The sequence below is a fragment of the Phocaeicola intestinalis genome (assembly GCF_014837065.1).
Lineage (GTDB): Bacteria > Bacteroidota > Bacteroidia > Bacteroidales > Bacteroidaceae > Phocaeicola > Phocaeicola intestinalis.
This window is the reverse complement of record NZ_JACSPP010000034.1, coordinates 1-22,001: the sequence shown is the minus strand read 5'-3', so window position 1 is coordinate 22,001 and position 22,001 is coordinate 1. Positions and strand designations below refer to the sequence as shown.

The following is a 22,001-nucleotide window of genomic DNA, read 5'->3' as shown; positions in this document are numbered from 1 at the left end:
ATTCCTTATTAAAACTCATCTTTCACATTCACTAAACGAACAGGCTGCGTTGCCGGCACAATACCCGACTTCAGGATAATTCTTTGTCCTTTGTCACTTGTAAGGAAAGTCATCAAACCGGTTGGCAAAGCACTACGTGGATCGTTTATTAAAATAAAGACATCATGAACCAATGGATATTCTCTCAAAGCAAGATAAGCCTGATAGGGCTTATAACTGTTTCCTACCGTCGCATGTCCTGAATTGCTGACAGACATCACCTTTACACTTTCATTAAACGTAAGGTGAGTAGAATCTGCTGCATTACCTACCCAGTTAGCTCCGATAACTCCCAACGCATTAGGAGTCTTAGATACATACTCGATAACTTCCTCATTCGATTTCAATGCTGTCAAATTTGAAGCCAACGGCTCGCCTTTACAGATTGAATCAATAGCATAATGTATAGTTCCCGAATTAGGATTATCAAACACTACATTCAAATCACCTAAACGAGAGGTCGGATATAACTCTTTCCACGATTTTACTTTACCAGTCAAAATTTGACGGAACTGCCCTACTGTTATCAACGAATCTTCATTCTCCAGATTCGTAATCAGAGCAATGCCACTCACTGCCATTCGAATGGACTCTGGAAAGAATTTGCGCGTATGAAAAGAAGCCAGTTCTTTATCACTCAAGCGCCGGTTTGCAATCGCCAGCCGCACACTATCTTGCAAAAGCAAATTAATGGCTTCCACCTCACTACAATAAATAGGAGTTACTTCAGCCTCTGGAGTCAATGCCAGATACACTTGCAATTCTTCTTCCATAATCGGCCGCAGCGATTCATCTACTGCAATCTTTATGGAACCCGAATACAAAGTCTGACCATCGCCCGCCTGCTTCTGACTACAAGAAACCAACGCCAAAAGTAAACAAACACAACCTAAAAGACTTCCTTTCATACACGCTTCCTTAAAATATTACTGCAATCTAAATACAATCGGACAAGTGTAATATACCGGTACATTACGTCCATTCTGCTTACCCGGAATCCACTTCGGCAAAGATTGTACTACACGTACAGCTTCTTTGTCACAATAGGGATCCAAAGAACGCAAAACCTGCACATCTTCCACATTACCTTCTGCAGTCACGACAAATCGCAAAATAACACGTCCCTGAATACCGTTTTCCTGAGCAATAGCCGGATAACGCAGATTCTTCGAAATGTATTTCATCAATTCAGCCGGACCACCGGGGAACTGCGGCATCTGTTCTACCATCGTGTAAGGTTCTTCTTTCTCTTCAGGAGCTTGTGTAATCACTTCTTGCAAATCAGCGATATCAGCACCTTCCAATTCGTTGTTACCCTTCACATCGGCAATAGAAATCTGCACCTTTGATTCGGTCAACTCGTCCTGACTCTTCAATTCATCTTCGTCTGCTACTTCTTCATCTTTCTTAATGACCGGAGCAGTAAATTTGATGGTACTCTTCAACTGAGGAGGAGGAGCGATCTGTTCTACCGGTTTTACCAACTCTTCTTGCTTAACTTCAGGTTCTTCCAATTGTGAAAGCTGTGTTACTTCCAACATTTCCTCTTCCTTTTCCGGAATAGCCATCTGTATCAGTCGAGGAAGGTAGAAACCTACAGCAGCAACGACAATTACAATAATGATAGCAGCCAACTGACGTCTACCAAAATCACGGCGCATTTTATACGCACCGTAAGCTTTATTTTTATCTTTGAAAATGAGCTCACACCATTCCAAAGAAATCAAATCTATTTTTGCCATATTCTTTTCTTTTTAAGGTGTTACACATTTCAACTAGCTGCTGCATCTCTGGTCAACTGACCCTTGGAATTATAATTGTCGATCAGGAACTGATCTCCTTCCGTAATGTCAACAATCACATATTTACCGATACTGCAAATCTGCATTTCATCCAACGCGTCAATCAGGTTCTTGTAAGTAGATTTATCGGTTGCCTTAATAATCACAGTCGGTGTATTTTTGGCAGCCTTTACTTCCGATACCTGCTTTTTGTACTCGTCTTCCGTAATTTCCAGATTAGCCTTCTTCTGCTTCAACTCTTCTACTTTCTTCACGGCTTCGTAGTTCTTGCGGAGCAATACTTTACGGATACCATTGGCAGTATAATCGGTTTCTTTCAAAGAAGTATAATCCTCGTAATTAGGTTCGCCTTCATAATAATAGAGCTTATTATCTGCATCCAACAGCATTGTAAGAGCTTGCGAAGCCTTTACTTTATTCTGCTGGTCTTCAGTAATATTCTCATCATTGGTCGGCATACTAATTTCCATCGTCTGAGGTTTGCTCAACGAGGTACAGAGCATAAAGAAAGTAATCAAAAGCATGTTCATATCCACCATCGGCGTGAAGTCGACGCGAACAGCCATTTTTTTCTGCTTTGATCCTTTACCTTTTTTGCCTCCACCATTATCTTGTATTTCAGCCATATTTAAAATTCTCCTTTTTTATTCGTCAGACACTTGTTTCAATGAAGTAATCAGATTGTATCTGTTTTCCTTCAAATCTTGAAGAGAACTCATCACGTTCTTAATGACAGAATAAGGAGTACTTTGGTCGGCCTTGATAGCAATACGCAAGTCGCGGTTTGTTGCACGTGCATTACGTATCCAAGCCTTAAATTGGTTGTCCACACTGTCACAAGGAATTCCGTAATCCTTCAATATCTTGTCCTGCTCTTCGCCTGGAAGTGCGAGGAACTGCTTCATATTCTTCATTGGAACGCCGAACGTTTGGAATACCGAGAACTTTTTCACTTCTTCCGGAGTGAAACTCAGACCATATTCTTTTCCTACGGCTTCCAATGTAGCTGCCATATCCTGCTGTTTGTCAAGACTCATAAAAATCTTGCCACTCGGTTCGACAAGAATCTGCAGAATGTTCGTTTCCGGAATCTTGATTTCGGAAACCGAACCCGGAGTAACGACCTGTACCGGCTCTTTCTTAATGAAGTTACCTGTCAACATAAAGAAAGTAAGCAGCAACACGGTCACGTCACTCATGGCAGTCATGTCGATAAACATGGACTTCTTTTTTATTTGAACTTTACCCATAATTAACTATTTATTAAAAATTAGTTATAACGTTTTCCGTCTTACACAAAAGACCAATAAGTGTCTCTTGTTTATTTATGGGTAGCGTTGAATGTCTGTACGATAGAGAAGCCTACTTCGTCAAGGCTGTAAGTCAGTTTATCAATCTTGTTAGTAAAGTAGTTGTAAGAAATAACTGCCAACGCACCAGTCAAGATACCGAATGCAGTGTTGATCAAGGCTTCAGAAATACCGGTTGACAACGCAACTGAGTCAGTACCACCACCAGCAGACAGAGCGGCAAATGAACGGATCATACCGATAACTGTACCGAGCAATCCCATCAATGTACCCAATGTAGTAATCGTACCGATAATCGGCAAGTTCTGCTGCAACATCGGCATTTCCAATGCAGTAGCTTCTTCCAATGATTTTTGGATAGCCAATACCTTCTGGTCTTTATCCAATTCAGCATTTTGTTCCATCTCACGATAAGTCTGCAAAGTTGCACCTACTACATTTGCTACAGAACCGCGTTGCTTGTCGCACAATGCCTGAGCAGCTTCCATATCATTCTTTGCCAGAGCATCTTTAATCTGAGCAACGAATTTAACCAATTTACCACGGCCAAAAGCAGCACGGATAGTGAAATAACGCTCAACGCTCAATGCCAACACAGTCAACAATAAAGTCTGGATAACCGGTACGACAACACCACCTTTGTAGATAGTACCCAACATGTTACCCGGCAGCGGGTGGTTGTTCGGGTCATCGTTCATGAAGTTAGACGGATCGCCCAACACGAACTTGTAAATACACAATGCAACAATAAAGCATGCGATAATAACTAAACCAGCAGCTTCAATTCCCTTAAATCCTTGTTTTTGTTTTTTAGTAGTTTCCATAAAATTACTCTTTTAATATTAATTAGAAATTTAATTGAATATCGGTCTTCTTACTGGGACAACACACTTGCACCGTCTTCTTAGTTTACGTTAACAAAGATATCAGGCAGGCTTATTGCCCCAAATGTTTTTTACAGCTACAAAGAAAAAAGAAATTCATGACATATCAAAATCAAATGCCGTTATTTTGGCTTAAATTTTAAATTTTATTTGAATATCCCCCTCTTTTACTACATTCTCGCTAAAAATCGCCTCATATTTTGCCATAAAATACGACTAAACAACTTTTCAATCTTGAAAATATACCCGTTTTACGCGATTCGAAACATTGGTCAAAATCTCGTAAGGTATCGTATCAAGAGCATTCGACAACACCGTCACGGGCAGGTCATCTCCAAAGACAACCACCTTATCCCCTTCCTTACAGTCTATACCTGTCACATCAATCATACACACATCCATGCAGATATTGCCTATATACGGGGCTTTCTGTCCATTCACCAAACAGTAGGCATTACCGTTCCCCAAATGCCGATTCAATCCATCAGCATATCCTATAGGAACAGTGGCAATGCGTGAGTCACGGTGCAACACTCCCTTCCGGCTATAGCCAATAGTTTCATCTGCTGATACATTATGAATTTGCAAAATTGTAGTTTTCAGCGTACTTACGTTATGCAAGACACGATTGGTATAAGGATCAATCCCATACAATCCTATACCCAACCGTACCATATCAAATTGTGCTCCCGGATAGCGTTCGATACCCGCCGTATTACAAATATGACGTAAAATCTTATGCGTAAATCCGGCCTGCAATTCGGCCGAAGCGGCTTCAAACGTTTCAATCTGCTTTCGTGTAAAAGCATCGAAACGAGAAGAATCACTTCCCACCAGATGTGAAAAGACCGAACGTGGTATTACTGCCGACTGACGATTCAAACGTTCAACCAACGGTTTCATATCGTTATACGGATCGAACCCTAAGCGGTGCATGCCCGTATCAATTTTAATATGGATAGGGAAATTAGACACTCCTTCCCGTTCGGCAGCTTTAATCAGATCTTCCAAAATGCGAAAGCCATAAATATTCGGTTCAAGGCGATAGGCAAACATTGTCTTAAATGCCGTCACTTCAGGATTCATGATTATGATAGGGCAAGTAATGCCTGCCTTCCGCAAATCAGCTCCTTCATCTGCCACAGCCACAGCCAGGTAATCAACCCGGTGTTCTTCCAAAGTCTTTGCCACTTCAAACGGACCAGCCCCGTATGCCGATGCCTTGACCATACACATCAATTTGGTCTCAGGTTTCAGTTTATTGCGGTAATAATTCAAATTATCGACCAAAGCATTCAGGTTTATTTCCAGAATTGTTTCGTGTACTTTCAACTCCAACAAATCCGTCACCTCATCAAAATGAAAAGCTCGTGCCCCCTTCACCAGGACGACATCGCCCCGTAACGAAGCAAGCACACCGGAAGCTATCAGTTCTTTCGTTGTCTGGAAAAATTGTTTATCCTTCACTTCGAAACGAGCCGAAGCAGCCGAAATCTCTTCGCCCACTCCTATTAACCGGTCTACTCCTCTACTATGAACCAAGTCTGCGACTTGGCGATAAAGCAATTTTCCCGGCTGCCCAGTCTCCAGAATGTCCGACAGAATCAATGTACGACGGCGCATTTTACCTTCAGACCGCCTTGCCATAAAATCAAGTGCTATGTCTAACGAAGCAAAATCTGAATTATAACTATCATTTATCAACACACAGCCGTTTTTACCCTCTTTCACTTCCAGCCGCATAGCTACCGGTTCCAGACAAGCCATCCGTTCGGCTATTGTCTCAGGCGAGACCATCAGATATAAAGCTACCGCCAGGCAATTCAGTGAATTTTCAATGGAAGCATCATCAATATACGGAATACGGTATTCTTTAAAAAATCCCAAATACCTATATTTCACAGTCGTACCCGTAGCATCTTTTTCTATTTTCTCGACAAAAAGAGGGCGTTCCACATCTTTCATTGACCAGGCAATTTCACGCGCTGCGAACAACGATTTCGCCACACAACTGCTTATCAGTTCATTATCGCCATTATAAATAATTACATCACAATCCTTAAACAAGAGCAATTTCTCCATACATTTCTCCTGCAAAGAAGTAAAATTCTCCTGATGAGCACCACCTATATTAGTCAACACACCGATAGTGGGACGGATAATAGGCTCTAAGGCTTCCATTTCCCCCATTTCAGAAATACCGGCTTCGAAAATACCCAGTTCCGTATGTGAATCCATCATCCAAACCGACAAAGGAACACCGATCTGAGAATTATAACTGCGCGGCGAACGTGTAATTCTCCGTTCCGGGCTTAGCAACTGGTAAAGCCATTCCTTTACCACCGTTTTCCCATTACTTCCCGTAATGCCCACAACAGGGACATCGAATTGCTCACGATGCTTAGCAGCCAAACGCTGTAAAGCTTTCAGCACATTACTCACGACCAGAAAGTTTATATCTTTACAGCCCTGCATCTTTTTCGGAATTTCAGTAACTACAAAATTATATACACCCCGTGCATACAATTCTTCAATATACTTATGGCCGTCATTGCGTTTAGTCTTCAGCGCAAAAAACAATGTTTCTTCCGGAAAACATAACGAACGACTATCAGTCAGTATCCAATCAACCTGTGCCGGACGGTCTCCGACACGATTTGCTCCTATTACGGAAACTATTTCTTCAATCGAGCTTGACATAGATTAATTTCATTTTGGACATCTAAGTACGCGAATTTTTCTTTTAGCGCTTCTATGTTTAACAGTATTTGACTTAAAAAACGCTGATATTGCTTCGAATCAGGGTCAAACGGACGATGTTCCAGTCCTTTTTTCACCACTTCCCAATCTTTAAGGAAGCGGTGGGTAGCCGGCGGAAAAAAAGTCTGCCCAAAACATTCCCATATATAATGGACAGCTTGGAATGACGGATGCAACATATCATCAGCATAAAAACGGTAATCACGTAATTCATCCACCATGATTTCATAAGAAGGAAAATAAAAACAACGGGCTGGATAGGCGTCTATCAGTTTTTGCACGGCCAACAACAACACAGATTTACTGATTTGATTACCATGCATACCATCTTTTACATGACGGATAGGACTCACTGTAAACAAAAAGTGCAAATCAGGCTTCAACGCTGACAACCTCTCCACCAACAAGGAATAAGCCCCTACGATTTCATCTACTCCCAACAACCGACGGTTAAAACAATTCCCAGGCAATTTATGACAGTTCCCCACTACCTGTCCGTTTTCTTTCCACTCATATACCCAAGCGGTTCCCCAAGTGAACATCACCCAATGTGCCTGATGCAGACATTCTCTAGCATGTAGCAACCGGGCATTGATTTTAGTCAGACATTCTTCGGGATTGCGCGACGAGAAACTGCTATGATGCATCAAGCTATACCAAACACCCTGATATTCCTTCAGATTTTCCTTATTATATATAAAAGGACAATCCACCTGCGAAATAGCCTCAGCTATCGAACTTGGATTGTATAACACACCAAACGGGTTCACATCACACCTGAATTTATAATCCATAAACAACTTCCCGATATTTTCAGCAAAGCAAGATCCCCACAACATCAACACATCCGAATGATTGACTGGAGGCATCCCTACAGGTAAATCCACTTTTGTTCTAAACTCCATAAACAGACTATATTCGTTATTTTTGGTACAAATGTAAACACTCTACACATATTTATTGTACTTTTGCACCATTAATATTGAAAAGAAATCAGATGGAACAAGCTACTTCTTACGAATTGTTGAACAAAATAGATAGTCCAAAGGATTTGCGCCATCTTCCAGCCGATTTACTTCCGGAAGTTTGCAAAGAGCTTAGGGAAATGATTATTGACGAACTTTCCCGTAATCCTGGGCATTTCGGTTCAAGCTTGGGAGTTATTGAATTGACAGTTGCCCTTCATTACGTATTCAACACTCCCTACGACCGCATCGTATGGGACGTAGGACATCAGGCATACGGTCACAAGATTCTGACCGGACGCCGTGACCGGTTCTGCACCAACCGGAAACTGAACGGTTTGTGCCCCTTTCCCTCACCTGCCGAAAGCGAATACGATACATTCACCTGCGGACACGCATCCAATTCCATCTCTGCCGCATTAGGAATGGCGGTCGCCGCCTCGCGAAAAGGAGAAGACGACCGGCATGTAGTAGCCATCATCGGAGACGGGTCAATGAGTGGCGGACTGGCTTTCGAAGGACTGAACAATGCCTCATCCACTCCCAATAACCTGTTGATTATCCTTAACGACAACAACATGGCCATCGACCGTAGCGTAGGAGGCATGAAACAATACCTGCTGAACCTGCAAACCTCGGAAGGATACAACCGTCTGCGTTTTGCCATCGCTCAAAAGCTGCGTAAAATAGGCATTCTGACAGAAGAACGCCAAAAAAGCCTGCTGAGGTTCAACAACAGCCTAAAATCGGTATTGACCCAACAGCAAAATATTTTCGAAGGAATGAACATCCGCTATTTCGGGCCAGTAAACGGACACGACGTGCTTTCACTGACCAAAGTCCTGAAAGAAATAAAGGACATGAAAGGACCAAAACTGTTGCATATCCATACCGTTAAAGGCAAAGGGTTCAAACCGGCTGAAAAAGAAGCGACCCTTTGGCACGCTCCCGGAAAATTCAATAAAGAAACCGGTGAACGTATCATTCCTGACACTACCGGAATGCCTCCCCTGTTTCAGGACGTATTTGGCAATACCTTATTGGAACTGGCAAGGCAAAACAAGAAAATTATCGGTGTCACCCCTGCCATGCCTACCGGATGTTCGATGAACATATTGATGAAAGCCATGCCCGACCGGGCTTTTGACGTAGGCATCGCCGAAGGACACGCCGTAACTTTTTCAGGAGGAATGGCAAAAGAAGGATTACAACCGTTCTGTAATATCTACTCATCATTTATGCAACGTGCCTACGATAACATCATTCACGACATAGCTATCCAGCGGTTGAACGTAGTGCTATGCCTAGACCGTGCAGGATTGGTAGGAGAAGACGGACCGACTCATCACGGTATATTCGATTTGGCTTATTTGCGCCCTATTCCTAACTTGACCATCGCATCACCATACGACGAGCACGAGCTACGTAAACTGATGTACACAGCACAACTACCCGACCAAGGACCATTCGCTATCCGATATCCACGTGGCAGAGGAACACAGACTGACTGGGAATGTCCGTTTGAAGCCATCGAGGTAGGAAAAGGCAGAAAGCTGAAAGACGGTTCCGACCTTGCCGTTATCACCATCGGTCCTATCGGCAACGATGCCGCACAGGCTATTACCGAAAGCGAGGCACATACAGGGAAGAGCATTGCCCATTATGACTTACGTTTTCTGAAACCATTAGACGAAGCCATGCTCCACGAAATAGGAAAACGATTCCATCGTATCGTTACCGTAGAAGACGGCATCCTGAAAGGAGGAATGGGCAGTGCCATACTCGAATTCATGTCCGATAACGGATATACACCTGTCGTCAAACGACTGGGCATCCCCGACCGTTTCATTCCACACGGACCCGTAGAATCCTTACATGCCATCTGTGGTATAGACAAGACAACGATATATAACACACTTATTCATTTACTTGAAGTATGAAAATCATTATTGCAGGAGCAGGCGCAGTAGGCACCCATCTTGCCAAACTGCTGGCTGGAGAAAAACAAGACATCATCCTCATGGATGAAGACGAAGACAGACTGGGAAAACTTGGCAACAATTTCGACCTGATGACGGTCAACATCTCTCCTACTTCCATATCCGGACTGAAAGAAGCAGGAACGGCAAATGCCGACTTGTTTATAGCCGTCACTCCCAACGAGAGCCAGAACATGACCGCCTGCATGCTTGCTGCCGGACTAGGAGCCAAGAAAACCGTAGCCCGTATCGACAATTACGAATACTTGCTGCCTAAATACCAGGAATTTTTCGCCAAACGTGGAGTACATTCACTCATCTACCCTGAAATGCTGGCAGCAAAAGACATTGTCGACGCAGTCAAGATGAGCTGGATACGCCAGTGGTGGGAGTTTGCAGGAGGCGCACTCGTGCTTATCGGAACCAAGATGCGGGAAACGGCCGAAATCTTAAACATTCCCCTCTACGAACTAGGCGGACAAAACATTCCATTCCACATCGTTGCCATCAAGCGTGGCAATGAAACCATCATCCCCAGAGGTGATGACTCTATCCTGCTGAACGATATTGTGTATTTTACCACCACAAAAAAATACATACCCTATATCCGCAAAATTGCAGGCAAAGAAAACTATGCCGACGTGCGTAACGTGATGATTATGGGAGGAAGCCGCATCGCCGTGCGCACAGTACAATACATGCCCGAATACATGCGTACCAAAATTATCGAAAGCGACTATGCACGTTGCAATCGCCTGACCGAACTGGTAGACGATAAAGTAATGATTATCAACGGAGACGGACGAGACTTAGACCTGCTGACAGAAGAGGGCATCAAAAACACTGAAGCATTCGTTGCCCTGACCGGAAGCGCCGAAACAAATATCCTTGCCTGCCTTGCAGCCAAACGGATGGGTGTGAGCAAAACCGTAGCACAAGTAGAAAACGTAGACTACATCAGTATGGCTGAAAGCATGGACATAGGCTGTGTCATCAACAAGAAATTCATCGCAGCAAGCCATATTTACCAGATGATGCTGGATGCAGACGTATCGAACGTGAAATGTCTTACCTTTGCCAATGCCGATGTAGCAGAGTTTACCGTCAAGGCAGGAGCACGCATCACCCGTTCGCAGGTAAAAGATGCCGGATTACCCAAAGGAGCTACCATCGGAGGACTGATACGAAACGGAGAAGGTATCTTGGTAACAGGTAACACTACCATTCAGGAAAACGACCACGTTGTGGTGTTCTGCCTGAACATGATGATTAAAAAATTAGAAAAATTCTTCAATTAAGAAGCTGTTTTGAATTTATCGTGCGATGATTTGGGATGAGTTTTTGAGGCATTTTCGCTTCTGTGATGAGGAAGATAGCGGGCTATCTGACGAAGAACAGGAGCGAAAAAGACCAAAAAATCGCCCAAAGCACACACGAAAACGGATACATCAAGCCAAGAAAAACTTTTTGGAGAAATTCAAAACAGCTTCTAAGAGACAGTTCCTAAATCTTGCCCAGGTTTATTTTGTGAATTGTTTTCGAGGATGTCCCGCATTCCCCTATTGCTATACCATCATTGTGGGCATAATTATGGGGCGGAGGCAGCGGACATTGCTTGTCCTTTTCCGGGATAAGATTGTGCCGGCAAAGACAGTTAACTGCGTTGCCAGTCCCAGTACCAGTAGGACTGCAGTCCTACTGGTACTGGGACTGGGCAAGGACTGCAATGCATCTTATCATGCAGTTGATATATGCTGGAATAATGATTGGTCAGATGCAGACATTCTCATTTCTGGACATCCATACACCTTCCTCCACCCGACAAGCCACACCAGCATACACATACCGATTGCATCAAATTACACAGTCCAGCCTTGCACCTGTCCTGACCAACAAGAATTGACAACAGACTGTCTTCACACCTCCAAACCCCTCCTCTGAACCGCTTTTACCATTAGCCCAACATAGAGATTCTTAAATATTTGCCCGCTTGTCTACTTTTTTATGCAATTTTGCTTCCTGTTAATTAAAAATAAATACGTATCTTTGCCTCCAGTTTTCAGACTGGTCAGCAATGAAAAAACGGACAAAACCCACACTAATACTTTATGAATCCTTTATAGTGCCACCTATAAGGGCAGGAATGGTGTGTGCCTTTTCCGAGACCGGCCGTAATCGCACACGACAAGAGAATTATCATCAAATATAATTATATATATGTTTTTCACGTTTTTAGTTGTAGCTATCCTGACAGCCGTTGTGCTGGTGGTAGCGGCACTGACGATTTCAAACCTTATCGCGCCTCACACGTTCAACCCGCAAAAGGGTGAACCATATGAGTGTGGTATCCCGACCCGCGGACAGTCATGGGTACAGTTCAAGGCAGGCTATTACCTGTTTGCCATCTTGTTCCTGATGTTCGACATCGAGACCGTATTCCTCTTCCCGTGGGCGAATGTAGTGACTGAAATCGGTGCCTACGCATTAGTGTGTGTATCATTCTTCTTGTTAGTATTAATTTTGGGCTTGGCATACGCCTGGCGGAAAGGAGCGTTGGAATGGAAATAAAGAAACCGAAAATCCGCTCTATGCAGTATGATGAGTTCAAGAACAACGACTATCTGGAACGCATGGTCCAGCAGTTGAACGATGATGGTGCAGGTGTTATCCTGACCACTTTCGATGACCTGATCAACTGGGGACGAAGCAATTCTGTATGGGGATTGTTGCTGGGAACAAGCTGCTGCGCCATCGAATTCATGGCATTGGGTGCCGCACGTTACGACATGGCACGTTTCGGATTCGAGGTAACACGTAACTCCCCTCGCCAAGCCGATGTACTGGTGGTAATGGGTACCATCACCTATCGTACTGCTCCTGTAATGAAACGTCTGTACGATCAGATGGCAGAGCCCAAGTATGTAGTTGCCGTAGGCGGATGTACCATTTCAGGAGGTCCGTTCATCAAATCCTACAACGTAGTAAACGGTATCGACAAAGTAATTCCTGTCGACGTATACATTCCCGGCTGCCCTCCACGTCCTGAAGCCTTCTATTACGGTTTGATGCAATTGCAACGCAAAATGAAGGTAGAACGCTACCTGGGAGGTGTAAACCGCAAGACCGAAGCAAATGATGAGGTAAACGATAACGAAACAGAAAAGGCGAAAGGAGGTCAGGTATGAAACGTGACGACGTAATGAAGACAATACAAGGAGCAGAAGTGTGTCCGGGAAATGCCGGAGTCATCAAAGTGCCATTAAGCGATTTCCGTCACGTGGCAGAAGGATTGAGAAACGACCCGCAAAGCCCGATGGATTTCTTGCGCGACATTGTAGGCATGGACTGGGGTGAAGAAGGTCTGGGAGCCATCTACTTCATGGAATCGACCGTAACGGGCGATACCATAGCCATCCGCACCGCAACAACCGACCGCCAACAGCCGTTGCTTCCCACTGTAAGCGATTTATGGAAGACTGCCCTCATCAAAGAACGCGAGGTATACGACTTCTTCGGCATCCTGTTTACCGGCCATCCGGACATGCGCCGTCTTTTCTTGCGGGAAGACTGGATAGGCTGGCCGCTGCGCAAAGACTACGATATGAAATCAAACCCTTTGCGTTTGGACAATGAAATCAATGCGGATATTACCAAAGAATACCGTCTGCAACGCGACGGAACCCTGCAAGGCATTGACCACCGTGTGTTCGGTGAAGATGATTTTGTCGTAAGCATGGGTCCCCAACACCCGTCTACACACGGTGCATTACGTATGCGCATCGCGCTTGACGGAGAAGTGGTCAAGAAAGTCGATCCCGTATTGGGATACATCCACCGCGGCATCGAAAAGATGAACGAAAGCCTGACTTATCCGCAGACATTGGGCATGACCGACCGTCTGGACTATCTGAGTGCCCACCAAAGCCGCCACGCACTGTGTACATGTATCGAACAAGCTGCCGGCATCGAAATCTCGGAACGTGCACAATACATCCGCACCATCATGGACGAGCTTCAACGTATCGATTCTCACTTGCTGTTCTATTCTTGTCTGGTATTGGATATGGGTGCCATGACTCCGTTCTTCTACGGATTCCGTGAAAGAGAGATGATACTCGACATCTTCGAGGAAACTACAGGAGGACGTCTGATTCAGCACTATAACGTAATCGGCGGCGTGCAAGATGATATTCACCCCACTTTCTGCCAGAAAGTGAAAGATTTCATCAAGCATCTGCGTAAAGTCATCAAGGACTATCACGATATCTTTACCGGAAACGTCATTGCTGATACCCGTATGAAAGGCGTAGGTATCCTGACCAAAGAAGACGCTATCTCAATGGGATGCACCGGAGGCACAGGACGTGCTACAGGATGGGCAAACGATGTGCGCAAACGTCACCCGTATGCATTGTATGACAAGGTGGATTTCAAGCAAATCACTTACAACGAATGTGATACTTTCGCACGCTACATGGTACGTATGGACGAAATCATGGAATCATGCCGCATCATCGAACAACTGATAGACAACATTCCGGCAGGTGAATTCCGCGTAAAGACCAAACCGATTATCAAGTTGCCGGAAGGTATCTGGACATCGGCAGTAGAGGCAAGCCGTGGCGAATTTGGTGTCGTAATCGAAAGTCATGGTGACAAGACTCCTTACCGTATGCACTTCCGCTCGACAGGATTGCCACTGGTACAGGCGATGGACACACTTTGCCGTGGCTGGAAATTTGCCGACCTGATTGCCATCGGTGCTTCGGTAGACTTCGTTATCCCGGATATCGACCGATGAGAAAGAAGAAACAACGTTCGGCGCAAGCCTATTAAAAATTAAGAATAAACCAATATGAACCAAGCATTTTTAGATTACTATAACCTGCAACCGCTCTTGGCCGCCATCCACTCTTGGCTGTGCGGTATAATGCCGGAAGGTCTTGCCATTTTCCTGGAATGTGTCGTTGTGGGTGTTATTATTTTGGTATTATATGCCGTGCTTGCCATCATCCTTATTTATATGGAACGTAAGGTCTGCGCGGCTTTCCAGTGCCGTATCGGTCCCAACCGTGTAGGTGGCAAAGGAGGTCTGCTGCAAGTTCCGGCAGACGTTATCAAGATTCTGATCAAGGAAGTATTCAAGCTGAAGAATGCCGACCAGTTCCTATACGGTCTGGCTCCTTTCCTTGTGATTCTTGCCTCCATCTTGACGTTCTCCTGCCTGCCTTGGCACAATGGTGGAGAAATTCTGAGTATGAACATCGGCATCTTGTTTGTGCTGGCAGCCTCTTCCATCGGTATCCTGGGCATTTTGCTTGCCGGCTGGAGCAGTAACAGCAAATATACCCTTATCGGTGCCGTGCGAAGCGGTGCAATGCTCATCAGCTACGAAATCTCTATCGGAATCACGGTACTGACCATGGTGATGCTAAGTGGAACAATGGATATCCACGAAATCGTAATGAGTCAAGCCAACGGCTGGAACATTTTCAAGGGACATATCGTAGCCATCGTAGCATTCATCATCTATCTGATTGCAGGTAATGCCGAGGCAAACCGTGGCCCGTTCGACCTTGCCGAAGCAGAACAAGAACTGACAGCCGGATACCATACCGAATATTCGGGTATGCATTTCGGATTCTTTTACTTGGCAGAATACCTGAACCTGTTCATCACATCGGGAATCGCCACTACCCTCTTCCTGGGAGGATGGATGCCGCTACACATTGCCGGTCTTGACGGATTCAACGCTGTAATGGACTACATTCCGGGTATTGTATGGTTCTTGGGAAAAACGTTCTTCGTCGTATTCCTGCTGATGTGGCTGCGTTGGACTTACCCACGTCTGCGTATCGACCAAGTACTGACCTTGGAATGGAAATACATCATGCCGTTGTCATTGCTCGTCATGCTGGTGATGGCTGTATGCAAAGTTTATGGACTCGTTTTTTAATACAGAATTAACATGGAAAGTTTCAGCGACTATATAAAAGGATATGCTTCAGGCTTAAAAAGCTTGCTTATCGGCCTGCGCACTTCGATGAAAGTGTTTTTGGAACCGAAAATTACCGAGCAATATCCTGAAAACCGTCATACGACCCTGCACATCCCCGAACGCCACCGTGCCAAGCTGACGATGATTCACGATGAAGAGAACCATCATCACTGCATCGCGTGCGGACTGTGTCAGATGAATTGCCCGAACGGCACAATCAAACTCACGACAGAAACGCGTGAAGATGCCGACGGAAAGAAGAAAAAAGTATTGGTCAAATATGAGTACAATCTTGGCTCGTGCATGTTTTGCAACTTGTGTGTGAATGCCTGCCCTCATGGTGCCATTGAGTTCACCAACGATTTTGAAAACGCGGTGTTCGAGAAAGACAAGCTCGTCTTGACCCTTAACCACGAAGGTTCAACCCTCGCTAAATAATCAAAATAGAATATGGAAATACTATCATTTCAAAATATCGTATTCTTCGTAGTGGCACTCGCCATTGCAGTGTGCTCGGTACTTGCTGTAACCACAGGCAAACTGTTGCGTGCCGCTACCTACCTGCTGTTTGTTCTCTTCGGAACCGCGGCGATATTCTTTATGCTGGGCTACACGTTCTTGGGTGCTGTCCAGCTGATGGTGTATGCCGGAGGTATCATTGTATTGTATGTATTCTCTATCGCATTGACCCGTTCGGACAAAGACATGAAATACAAAGTAAGCAAAGCCAAGCTATTCAGCCTGCTCGCTACCACAGTAGTAGGTGCCGCATTGGTTCTCTTGCTGCTTTTCACCAATGGATTTGCCCTCAACACTATCCCGCTGGGAGAAGAACTTCCCTCACGCGAAGTTGGCTTGGCTCTTGTAGGAACGGATAAATATCAATTTGTATTACCTTTTGAGGTAGTCAGTGTCTTGCTGCTGGCATGTATGATTGGTGGCATCCTGATAGCACGAAAGGAAAAATAAACAGGAGGTTCAATTTATGGAAATACATGTAATACATTACTTGGTCATCAGTACCATCATGATGTTTTGTGGTATTTACGGATTCTTTACCCGCAAAAACCTGCTGGCACTGCTCATCTCCGTCGAGCTTATGCTGAATGCAACGAACATTAACTTTGCCGTATTCAACCGTTATCTTTTTCCAGGACAACTGGAAGGACATTTCTTCACGTTATTCGGTATTGCCATCGCAGCAGCTGAAACAGCCGTAGCGATAGCCATTATCATCAATGTGTACCGCAACGTGAAACAAGTCCTGACCGATGACATCACCGACATGAAAGGATAACTAAAACAATTATCGATTATGGAATATACAATACTGATACTCGCGCTGCCCGTTCTGAGTTTCCTGATATTGGGACTGACGGGTATGTACATGAAACATCGCGTAGCGGGGCTCATCGGCACATTGTCACTGACAGCTGTTACGATTCTGAGCTACCTCACCGCTTACGAATACTTCACGGCTCCACGCACGGCAGAAGGAGTTTTCCAGACGCTGATGCCTTGGAATATCCAATGGCTACCCTTCAACACCTCGCTGCACATTGACATGGGCATCTTGCTCGACCCGATTTCGGTAATGATGCTGGTTGTCATCTCGACGGTCAGCCTGATGGTGCATATCTACTCATTCGGTTACATGAAAGGAGAAGTGGGATTCCAGCGTTATTATGCATTCTTGTCGCTTTTCTCATTCTCTATGCTGGGATTGGTCCTTGCTACCAACATTTTCCAGATGTACGTGTTCTGGGAGTTAGTGGGTGTTTCTTCTTATTTGCTTATCGGATTCTATTATACGAAACCAGAAGCCATTGCAGCAAGCAAAAAAGCATTCATCGTTACACGTTTTGCCGATTTGGGCTTCCTCATCGGTATTCTGCTTTACGGTTTCTACATGGGAACCTTTACTTTCACTCCCGAACAGGAACAGCTGATGAAATGCGGTATGGTACTGCCGTTAGCCCTCGGACTGATGTTCATTGGTGGTGCTGGTAAGAGTGCCATGTTCCCGTTGCACATCTGGTTGCCCGATGCCATGGAAGGTCCTACACCAGTCAGCGCCCTTATCCATGCTGCTACCATGGTGGTTGCCGGTGTTTACCTGGTAGCCCGCATGTTCCCATTGTTTATCGGTTATGCCCCCGAGACACTACATCTTGTAGCATACGTAGGTGCATTCACAGCTTTCTATGCGGCATCTGTCGCCTGTGTGCAGAGCGATATCAAGCGTGTGCTTGCCTTCTCAACCATTTCTCAAATTGGTTTCATGATGGTAGCACTGGGAGTTTGTACTTCTGCCGACCCGCATGAAGGCGGTTTGGGCTATATGGCTGGTATGTTCCACCTGTTCACTCACGCCATGTTCAAGGCTTTGTTGTTCCTGGGTGCCGGATGTATCATCCATGCCGTACATAGCAACGAAATGTCTACCATGGGCGGTTTGCGCAAGTATATGCCGATTACCCACATCACCTTCCTGATTGCCTGCCTGGCTATTGCAGGTATCCCTCCGTTCTCAGGTTTCTTCTCAAAAGATGAAATCTTGACCGCCTGCTTCCAGTTCAGTCCGGTAATCGGTTGGATTATGACGATTATCGCCGGCATGACAGCATTCTACATGTTCCGTCTGTACTACGGCATCTTCTGGGGAACAGAGAATAAGGAACTGCACGAACATCATACCCCGCACGAAAGTCCGCTGAGCATGACTTTCCCGCTGATGGTACTTGCAGCCATCACTATTGTTTGTGGTTGGATTCTTCCGTTCGGTCACTTTGTTTCAGCTAACGGTCATGCTTACGACATCCACCTGAATACCCAAGTGGCAGTAACCAGCATCGTGGTAGCCCTGATTGCTATCGCACTGGCTACATGGATGTATGCACGCGACAAGCAACCGGTTGCCGATATGCTGGCAAAACGTTTCCCGACGTTGCACCGTGCCGCTTACAAGCGTTTCTACATGGATGAAATCTGGTTGTTCGTAACCAAGAAAATCATTTTCCGCTGCATCTCTACTCCACTTGCCTGGTTCGACCGTCACGTTATCGACCAATTCATGAACTTCATGGCTTGGAGCACCAACGCGGCAGGTGAAGCAGCCCAGCCTATACAGAATGGTAAAATCCAGAGCTATACCATGTGGTTCCTGGGTGGAGTTATAGTATTAACCGTCATGTTATTAGTATTATGAATATATTAAGTCTTTTCGTATTAGTACCTCTGCTGATGCTGTTGGGTTTATGGATAGCCCGCAACCTGAATCAGGTAAGAGGAGTGATGGTAGCCGGATCCAGTATCCTGCTGGTTCTTGCCGCATACCTTACCGTTTCTTATATTGGACTTCGAAACGGGGGTGCAACCGAAGAAATGCTTTTTACCGATAGCATCAGCTGGTATGCCCCATTACACATTGCCTACTCAGTAGGTGTCGACGGTATTTCGGTAGTAATGTTGCTGCTGAGTGCCATCATCGTGTTCACCGGAACATTCGCTTCGTGGAAGCTGAAGCCGCTTACCAAAGAATATTTTATGTGGTTTACTTTATTAAGTACCGGTGTATTCGGATTCTTTATCTCTACCGACCTGTTCACTATGTTCATGTTCTACGAGGTGGCATTGATTCCGATGTACCTGCTTATCGGTGTATGGGGAAGCGGCCGCAAAGAATATTCAGCCATGAAACTGACCTTGATGTTAATGGGTGGTTCGGCATTCCTGCTGATTGGTATTCTGGGTATCTTCTATGGTGCCGGAGCAGAAACCATGAACGTGATTGAAATCGCCAAACTGAAAATACCGACTGAATTCCAACAGGTATTCTTCCCAATGGTATTTTTGGGATTCGGTGTACTGGGAGCCCTCTTCCCATTCCATACATGGAGCCCTGACGGTCACGCTTCGGCACCGACCGCCGTATCTATGCTCCATGCCGGCGTATTGATGAAACTGGGAGGCTACGGATGCTTCCGTGTGGCAATGTACCTGATGCCTACCGGTATGGCATATTGGGGTGATTTCTTCTTGGTATTGACTACTATCTCGGTTGTTTACGGAGCATTCAGCGCCGTCGTACAGACTGACTTGAAATACATCAATGCCTACTCATCTGTAAGCCACTGCGGCTTGGTATTGTTTGCTTTGCTGATGGCTACCCGTGTCAGCTCGACAGGTGCTATCCTGCAGATGCTGAGCCACGGTTTGATGACAGCCTTGTTCTTTGCCCTCATCGGTATGATTTACGGACGCACACATACCCGTGACATCCGCCAGTTAAGCGGCTTGATGAAAATCATGCCCTTTTTGGCAGTAGGTTATGTGATTGCCGGTCTTGCCAATCTCGGTTTGCCGGGCTTGAGCGGATTTATTGCCGAAATGACCGTCTTTGTCGGTTCATTCCAGCATACAGACCTCTTCCACCGCACCTGTACCATCATCGCTACGATGAGTATCGTCATCACAGCAGTGTACATCCTGCGCGTTGTTGGAAAAATCCTGTATGGAACCTGCAAGAATCCGGAACACCTGAAACTGACAGACGCCACATGGGACGAACGCCTTGCCGTTATCTGCCTCATCGCAGCTGTTGCCGGACTTGGACTTGCTCCGTACTGGGTAAGTGACGTCATCAGCGGAAGTGTCGAACCTATCATTTCACAATTAATACATTAATCAAGACATTATGGATATAAGTGCAATATTTTCCGCCATGCAAGCAGAAATCAGTCTGGCAGTGATACTGATTATCATCTTGCTTGCCGACTTAATACTGAAACAGCCTAACCACAAGGCGTTACAGGGTTTGGCATGCGGACTTTTAGTAGTGCAAATCGCACTGAACATCATGCCGGTCACAGGCGAAGCTTTCGGAGGTATGTTCCGTACGACTCCGATGGCTTCCATCGTCAAGACCGTTCTCACTGTAGGCACCTTGCTGGTATTCATGCAGGCAGACTCATGGATTAATCGCGAAGACACCCGCCACAAATCCGGCGAATTTTATGTGCTTACACTCTCTACCCTGCTAGGTATGTACTATATGGTAAGTGCAGGCAGCTTCCTGCTTTTCTATGTAGGCTTGGAACTTGCCAGCATCCCGATGGCTTGCCTGATAGCCTTCGACAAATACCGGCATCATAGTGCAGAGGCAGGCACCAAGTTTATCTTGAACGCCATGTTCTCATCGGCATTGATGCTATATGGCCTATCGTTGGTTTATGGCACGTGCGGAACCATGTACTTCGATGACCTGCCTGCCTTGCTTACAGGCACTCCGCTGCAAATCATGGCAATGGTCTTCTTCTTCGCCGGTTTGGGCTTCAAGCTGAGTCTGGTACCGTTCCACATGTGGACACCCGATACCTACCAAGGTGCGCCAACTGCCATTACTGCATACCTGTCGGTTATATCGAAAGGTGCAGCAGCATTCGCTTTGATGAGCATTTTGGTCAAAGTATTCGGTCCCATGATTGATAACTGGAGCCTGATGCTGTCGGTAGTTATTGTTGTAACCATCACCATTGCCAACATCTTCGCTATCCTGCAGCACGATCTGAAACGCTTCATGGCATACAGTAGTATCTCACAGGCAGGTTACATTATGTTGGCTGTACTTGGAGCCGACGGACAAGGTATGGCTTCATTGGTTTACTATGTCATCGTGTACATCGTGGCAAATCTTGCCATTTTCGGTGTCATCACTACTGTAGAGCAACACAACGGCGGACGTGTAGACCGCGATGCCTATAACGGCTTCTACAAAACCAACCCGCACCTGAGCTTCATCATGACACTGGCACTCTTCTCGCTAGGAGGTATTCCGCCGTTTGCCGGTTTCTTCTCGAAGTTCTTCGTGTTCGCTTCAGCTTTCCATGCCGGACACTGGCTGGTAGTATTCCTGGCATTGGTCAACACAATCATCTCATTGTATTACTACCTGCTCATCGTGAAAGCGATGTACATTACTCCGAACGACAACCCGCTGCCCACTTTCCGTAGCAGTGGTATGACACGTGCCTGTCTGGTTATCTGCCTGTTGGGTATCGTTCTGCTGGGTATCTGCAGCTCAGTTTACAATGTATTGAACGAAATGGCGATGCTATAAATTAGAAAATTCAAATAGCCCAAAGAGCATATATATTTAAGCTCTGCAAATCGAGTAGGAGGTAAACATTAATCATAGGTGTTTATCTCCTATTTTCATGTTTACCGACCTCTCACACCACCGTACGTGCCGTTCGGCATACGGCG

At 45.4% G+C, this 22,001-nt stretch carries 20 protein-coding genes; 13 read left to right on the top strand and 7 right to left on the bottom strand.

Going from position 1 to position 22,001, the window contains the following annotated elements; genetic code table 11:
* Positions 1–8 precede the first annotated feature (8 nt).
* The 7 genes from H9625_RS10980 to H9625_RS10950 form a co-directional block, all read right to left on the bottom strand.
* Positions 9–947 carry a PstS family phosphate ABC transporter substrate-binding protein gene (locus tag H9625_RS10980; protein ID WP_022039693.1) on the bottom strand — a complete coding sequence of 313 codons (939 nt, stop codon included), beginning with the start codon at positions 945–947 and terminating at the stop codon, positions 9–11.
* 18 nt (positions 948–965) lie between these two features.
* Positions 966–1,781: an energy transducer TonB gene (locus H9625_RS10975; protein WP_022039692.1), complete on the bottom strand. Its 816-nt coding sequence runs from the start codon at positions 1,779–1,781 to the stop codon at positions 966–968.
* Positions 1,782–1,810: 29 nt separating this feature from the next.
* On the bottom strand, positions 1,811–2,467 hold the full coding sequence (locus tag H9625_RS10970; protein ID WP_022039691.1) for an ExbD/TolR family protein: 657 nt from the start codon (positions 2,465–2,467) through the stop codon (positions 1,811–1,813).
* An 18-nt stretch (positions 2,468–2,485) separates the two neighbouring features.
* Complete coding sequence (locus H9625_RS10965) at positions 2,486–3,091, bottom strand: ExbD/TolR family protein (RefSeq protein ID WP_087211778.1); 606 nt, start codon at positions 3,089–3,091, stop codon at positions 2,486–2,488.
* A gap of 71 nt (positions 3,092–3,162) precedes the next feature.
* Complete coding sequence (locus H9625_RS10960) at positions 3,163–3,975, bottom strand: MotA/TolQ/ExbB proton channel family protein (protein ID WP_087211774.1); 813 nt, start codon at positions 3,973–3,975, stop codon at positions 3,163–3,165.
* Between the two features lie 288 nt (positions 3,976–4,263).
* Positions 4,264–6,735 (bottom strand): bifunctional UDP-N-acetylmuramoyl-tripeptide:D-alanyl-D-alanine ligase/alanine racemase, encoded by a 2,472-nt coding sequence (locus H9625_RS10955; RefSeq protein WP_022039688.1) that lies wholly within the window; start codon positions 6,733–6,735, stop codon positions 4,264–4,266.
* The gene (locus tag H9625_RS10950) at positions 6,711–7,700 is read right to left on the bottom strand and encodes a GSCFA domain-containing protein (RefSeq protein ID WP_087395725.1); all 990 of its coding nucleotides are present in this window, start codon (positions 7,698–7,700) and stop codon (positions 6,711–6,713) included. Before H9625_RS10950 ends, H9625_RS10955 begins: the two co-directional genes overlap by 25 nt.
* A 92-nt stretch (positions 7,701–7,792) precedes the next feature.
* On the opposite strand from H9625_RS10950, the gene dxs reads away from it, so the two are divergent.
* The 13 genes from dxs (at position 7,793) to H9625_RS10885 (ending at position 21,855) form a co-directional block, all read left to right on the top strand.
* A complete protein-coding gene (gene dxs / locus H9625_RS10945; protein WP_191764330.1) occupies positions 7,793–9,700 on the top strand; it encodes a 1-deoxy-D-xylulose-5-phosphate synthase in 1,908 nt (635 codons plus the stop codon).
* The gene (gene trkA, locus H9625_RS10940) at positions 9,697–11,037 is read left to right on the top strand and encodes a Trk system potassium transporter TrkA (RefSeq protein ID WP_022039685.1); all 1,341 of its coding nucleotides are present in this window, start codon (positions 9,697–9,699) and stop codon (positions 11,035–11,037) included. Before dxs ends, trkA begins: the two co-directional genes overlap by 4 nt.
* Before the next feature lie 25 nt (positions 11,038–11,062).
* Positions 11,063–11,680: a hypothetical protein gene (locus tag H9625_RS10935; protein WP_191764328.1), complete on the top strand. Its 618-nt coding sequence runs from the start codon at positions 11,063–11,065 to the stop codon at positions 11,678–11,680.
* Positions 11,681–11,956: 276 nt separating this feature from the next.
* A complete protein-coding gene (locus H9625_RS10930; RefSeq protein WP_022039683.1) occupies positions 11,957–12,307 on the top strand; it encodes an NADH-quinone oxidoreductase subunit A in 351 nt (116 codons plus the stop codon).
* Positions 12,298–12,924: an NADH-quinone oxidoreductase subunit B gene (locus H9625_RS10925; RefSeq protein ID WP_087210640.1), complete on the top strand. Its 627-nt coding sequence runs from the start codon at positions 12,298–12,300 to the stop codon at positions 12,922–12,924. The genes H9625_RS10930 and H9625_RS10925 overlap by 10 nt, the downstream gene beginning before the upstream one ends.
* Positions 12,925–12,938: 14 nt before the next feature.
* Complete coding sequence (locus H9625_RS10920) at positions 12,939–14,540, top strand: NADH-quinone oxidoreductase subunit D-related protein (protein ID WP_087248324.1); 1,602 nt, start codon at positions 12,939–12,941, stop codon at positions 14,538–14,540.
* Between the two features lie 54 nt (positions 14,541–14,594).
* The gene (nuoH, locus tag H9625_RS10915) at positions 14,595–15,695 is read left to right on the top strand and encodes an NADH-quinone oxidoreductase subunit NuoH (RefSeq protein WP_022039680.1); all 1,101 of its coding nucleotides are present in this window, start codon (positions 14,595–14,597) and stop codon (positions 15,693–15,695) included.
* A gap of 12 nt (positions 15,696–15,707) precedes the next feature.
* The gene (locus tag H9625_RS10910; RefSeq protein ID WP_022039679.1) at positions 15,708–16,175 is read left to right on the top strand and encodes a 4Fe-4S binding protein; all 468 of its coding nucleotides are present in this window, start codon (positions 15,708–15,710) and stop codon (positions 16,173–16,175) included.
* A 12-nt stretch (positions 16,176–16,187) separates the two neighbouring features.
* A complete protein-coding gene (locus H9625_RS10905; RefSeq protein WP_022039678.1) occupies positions 16,188–16,706 on the top strand; it encodes an NADH-quinone oxidoreductase subunit J family protein in 519 nt (172 codons plus the stop codon).
* A gap of 16 nt (positions 16,707–16,722) precedes the next feature.
* Positions 16,723–17,034, top strand: a complete 312-nt coding sequence (nuoK, locus tag H9625_RS10900) for an NADH-quinone oxidoreductase subunit NuoK (RefSeq protein ID WP_022039677.1) — start codon at positions 16,723–16,725, stop codon at positions 17,032–17,034.
* Between the two features lie 18 nt (positions 17,035–17,052).
* Positions 17,053–18,945, top strand: a complete 1,893-nt coding sequence (gene nuoL, locus H9625_RS10895; protein WP_022039676.1) for an NADH-quinone oxidoreductase subunit L — start codon at positions 17,053–17,055, stop codon at positions 18,943–18,945.
* Positions 18,942–20,423: a complex I subunit 4 family protein gene (locus tag H9625_RS10890; protein WP_087210630.1), complete on the top strand. Its 1,482-nt coding sequence runs from the start codon at positions 18,942–18,944 to the stop codon at positions 20,421–20,423. The genes nuoL and H9625_RS10890 overlap by 4 nt, the downstream gene beginning before the upstream one ends.
* Positions 20,424–20,433: 10 nt before the next feature.
* On the top strand, positions 20,434–21,855 hold the full coding sequence (locus H9625_RS10885; protein WP_022039674.1) for an NADH-quinone oxidoreductase subunit N: 1,422 nt from the start codon (positions 20,434–20,436) through the stop codon (positions 21,853–21,855).
* Positions 21,856–22,001: the final 146 nt, after the last annotated feature.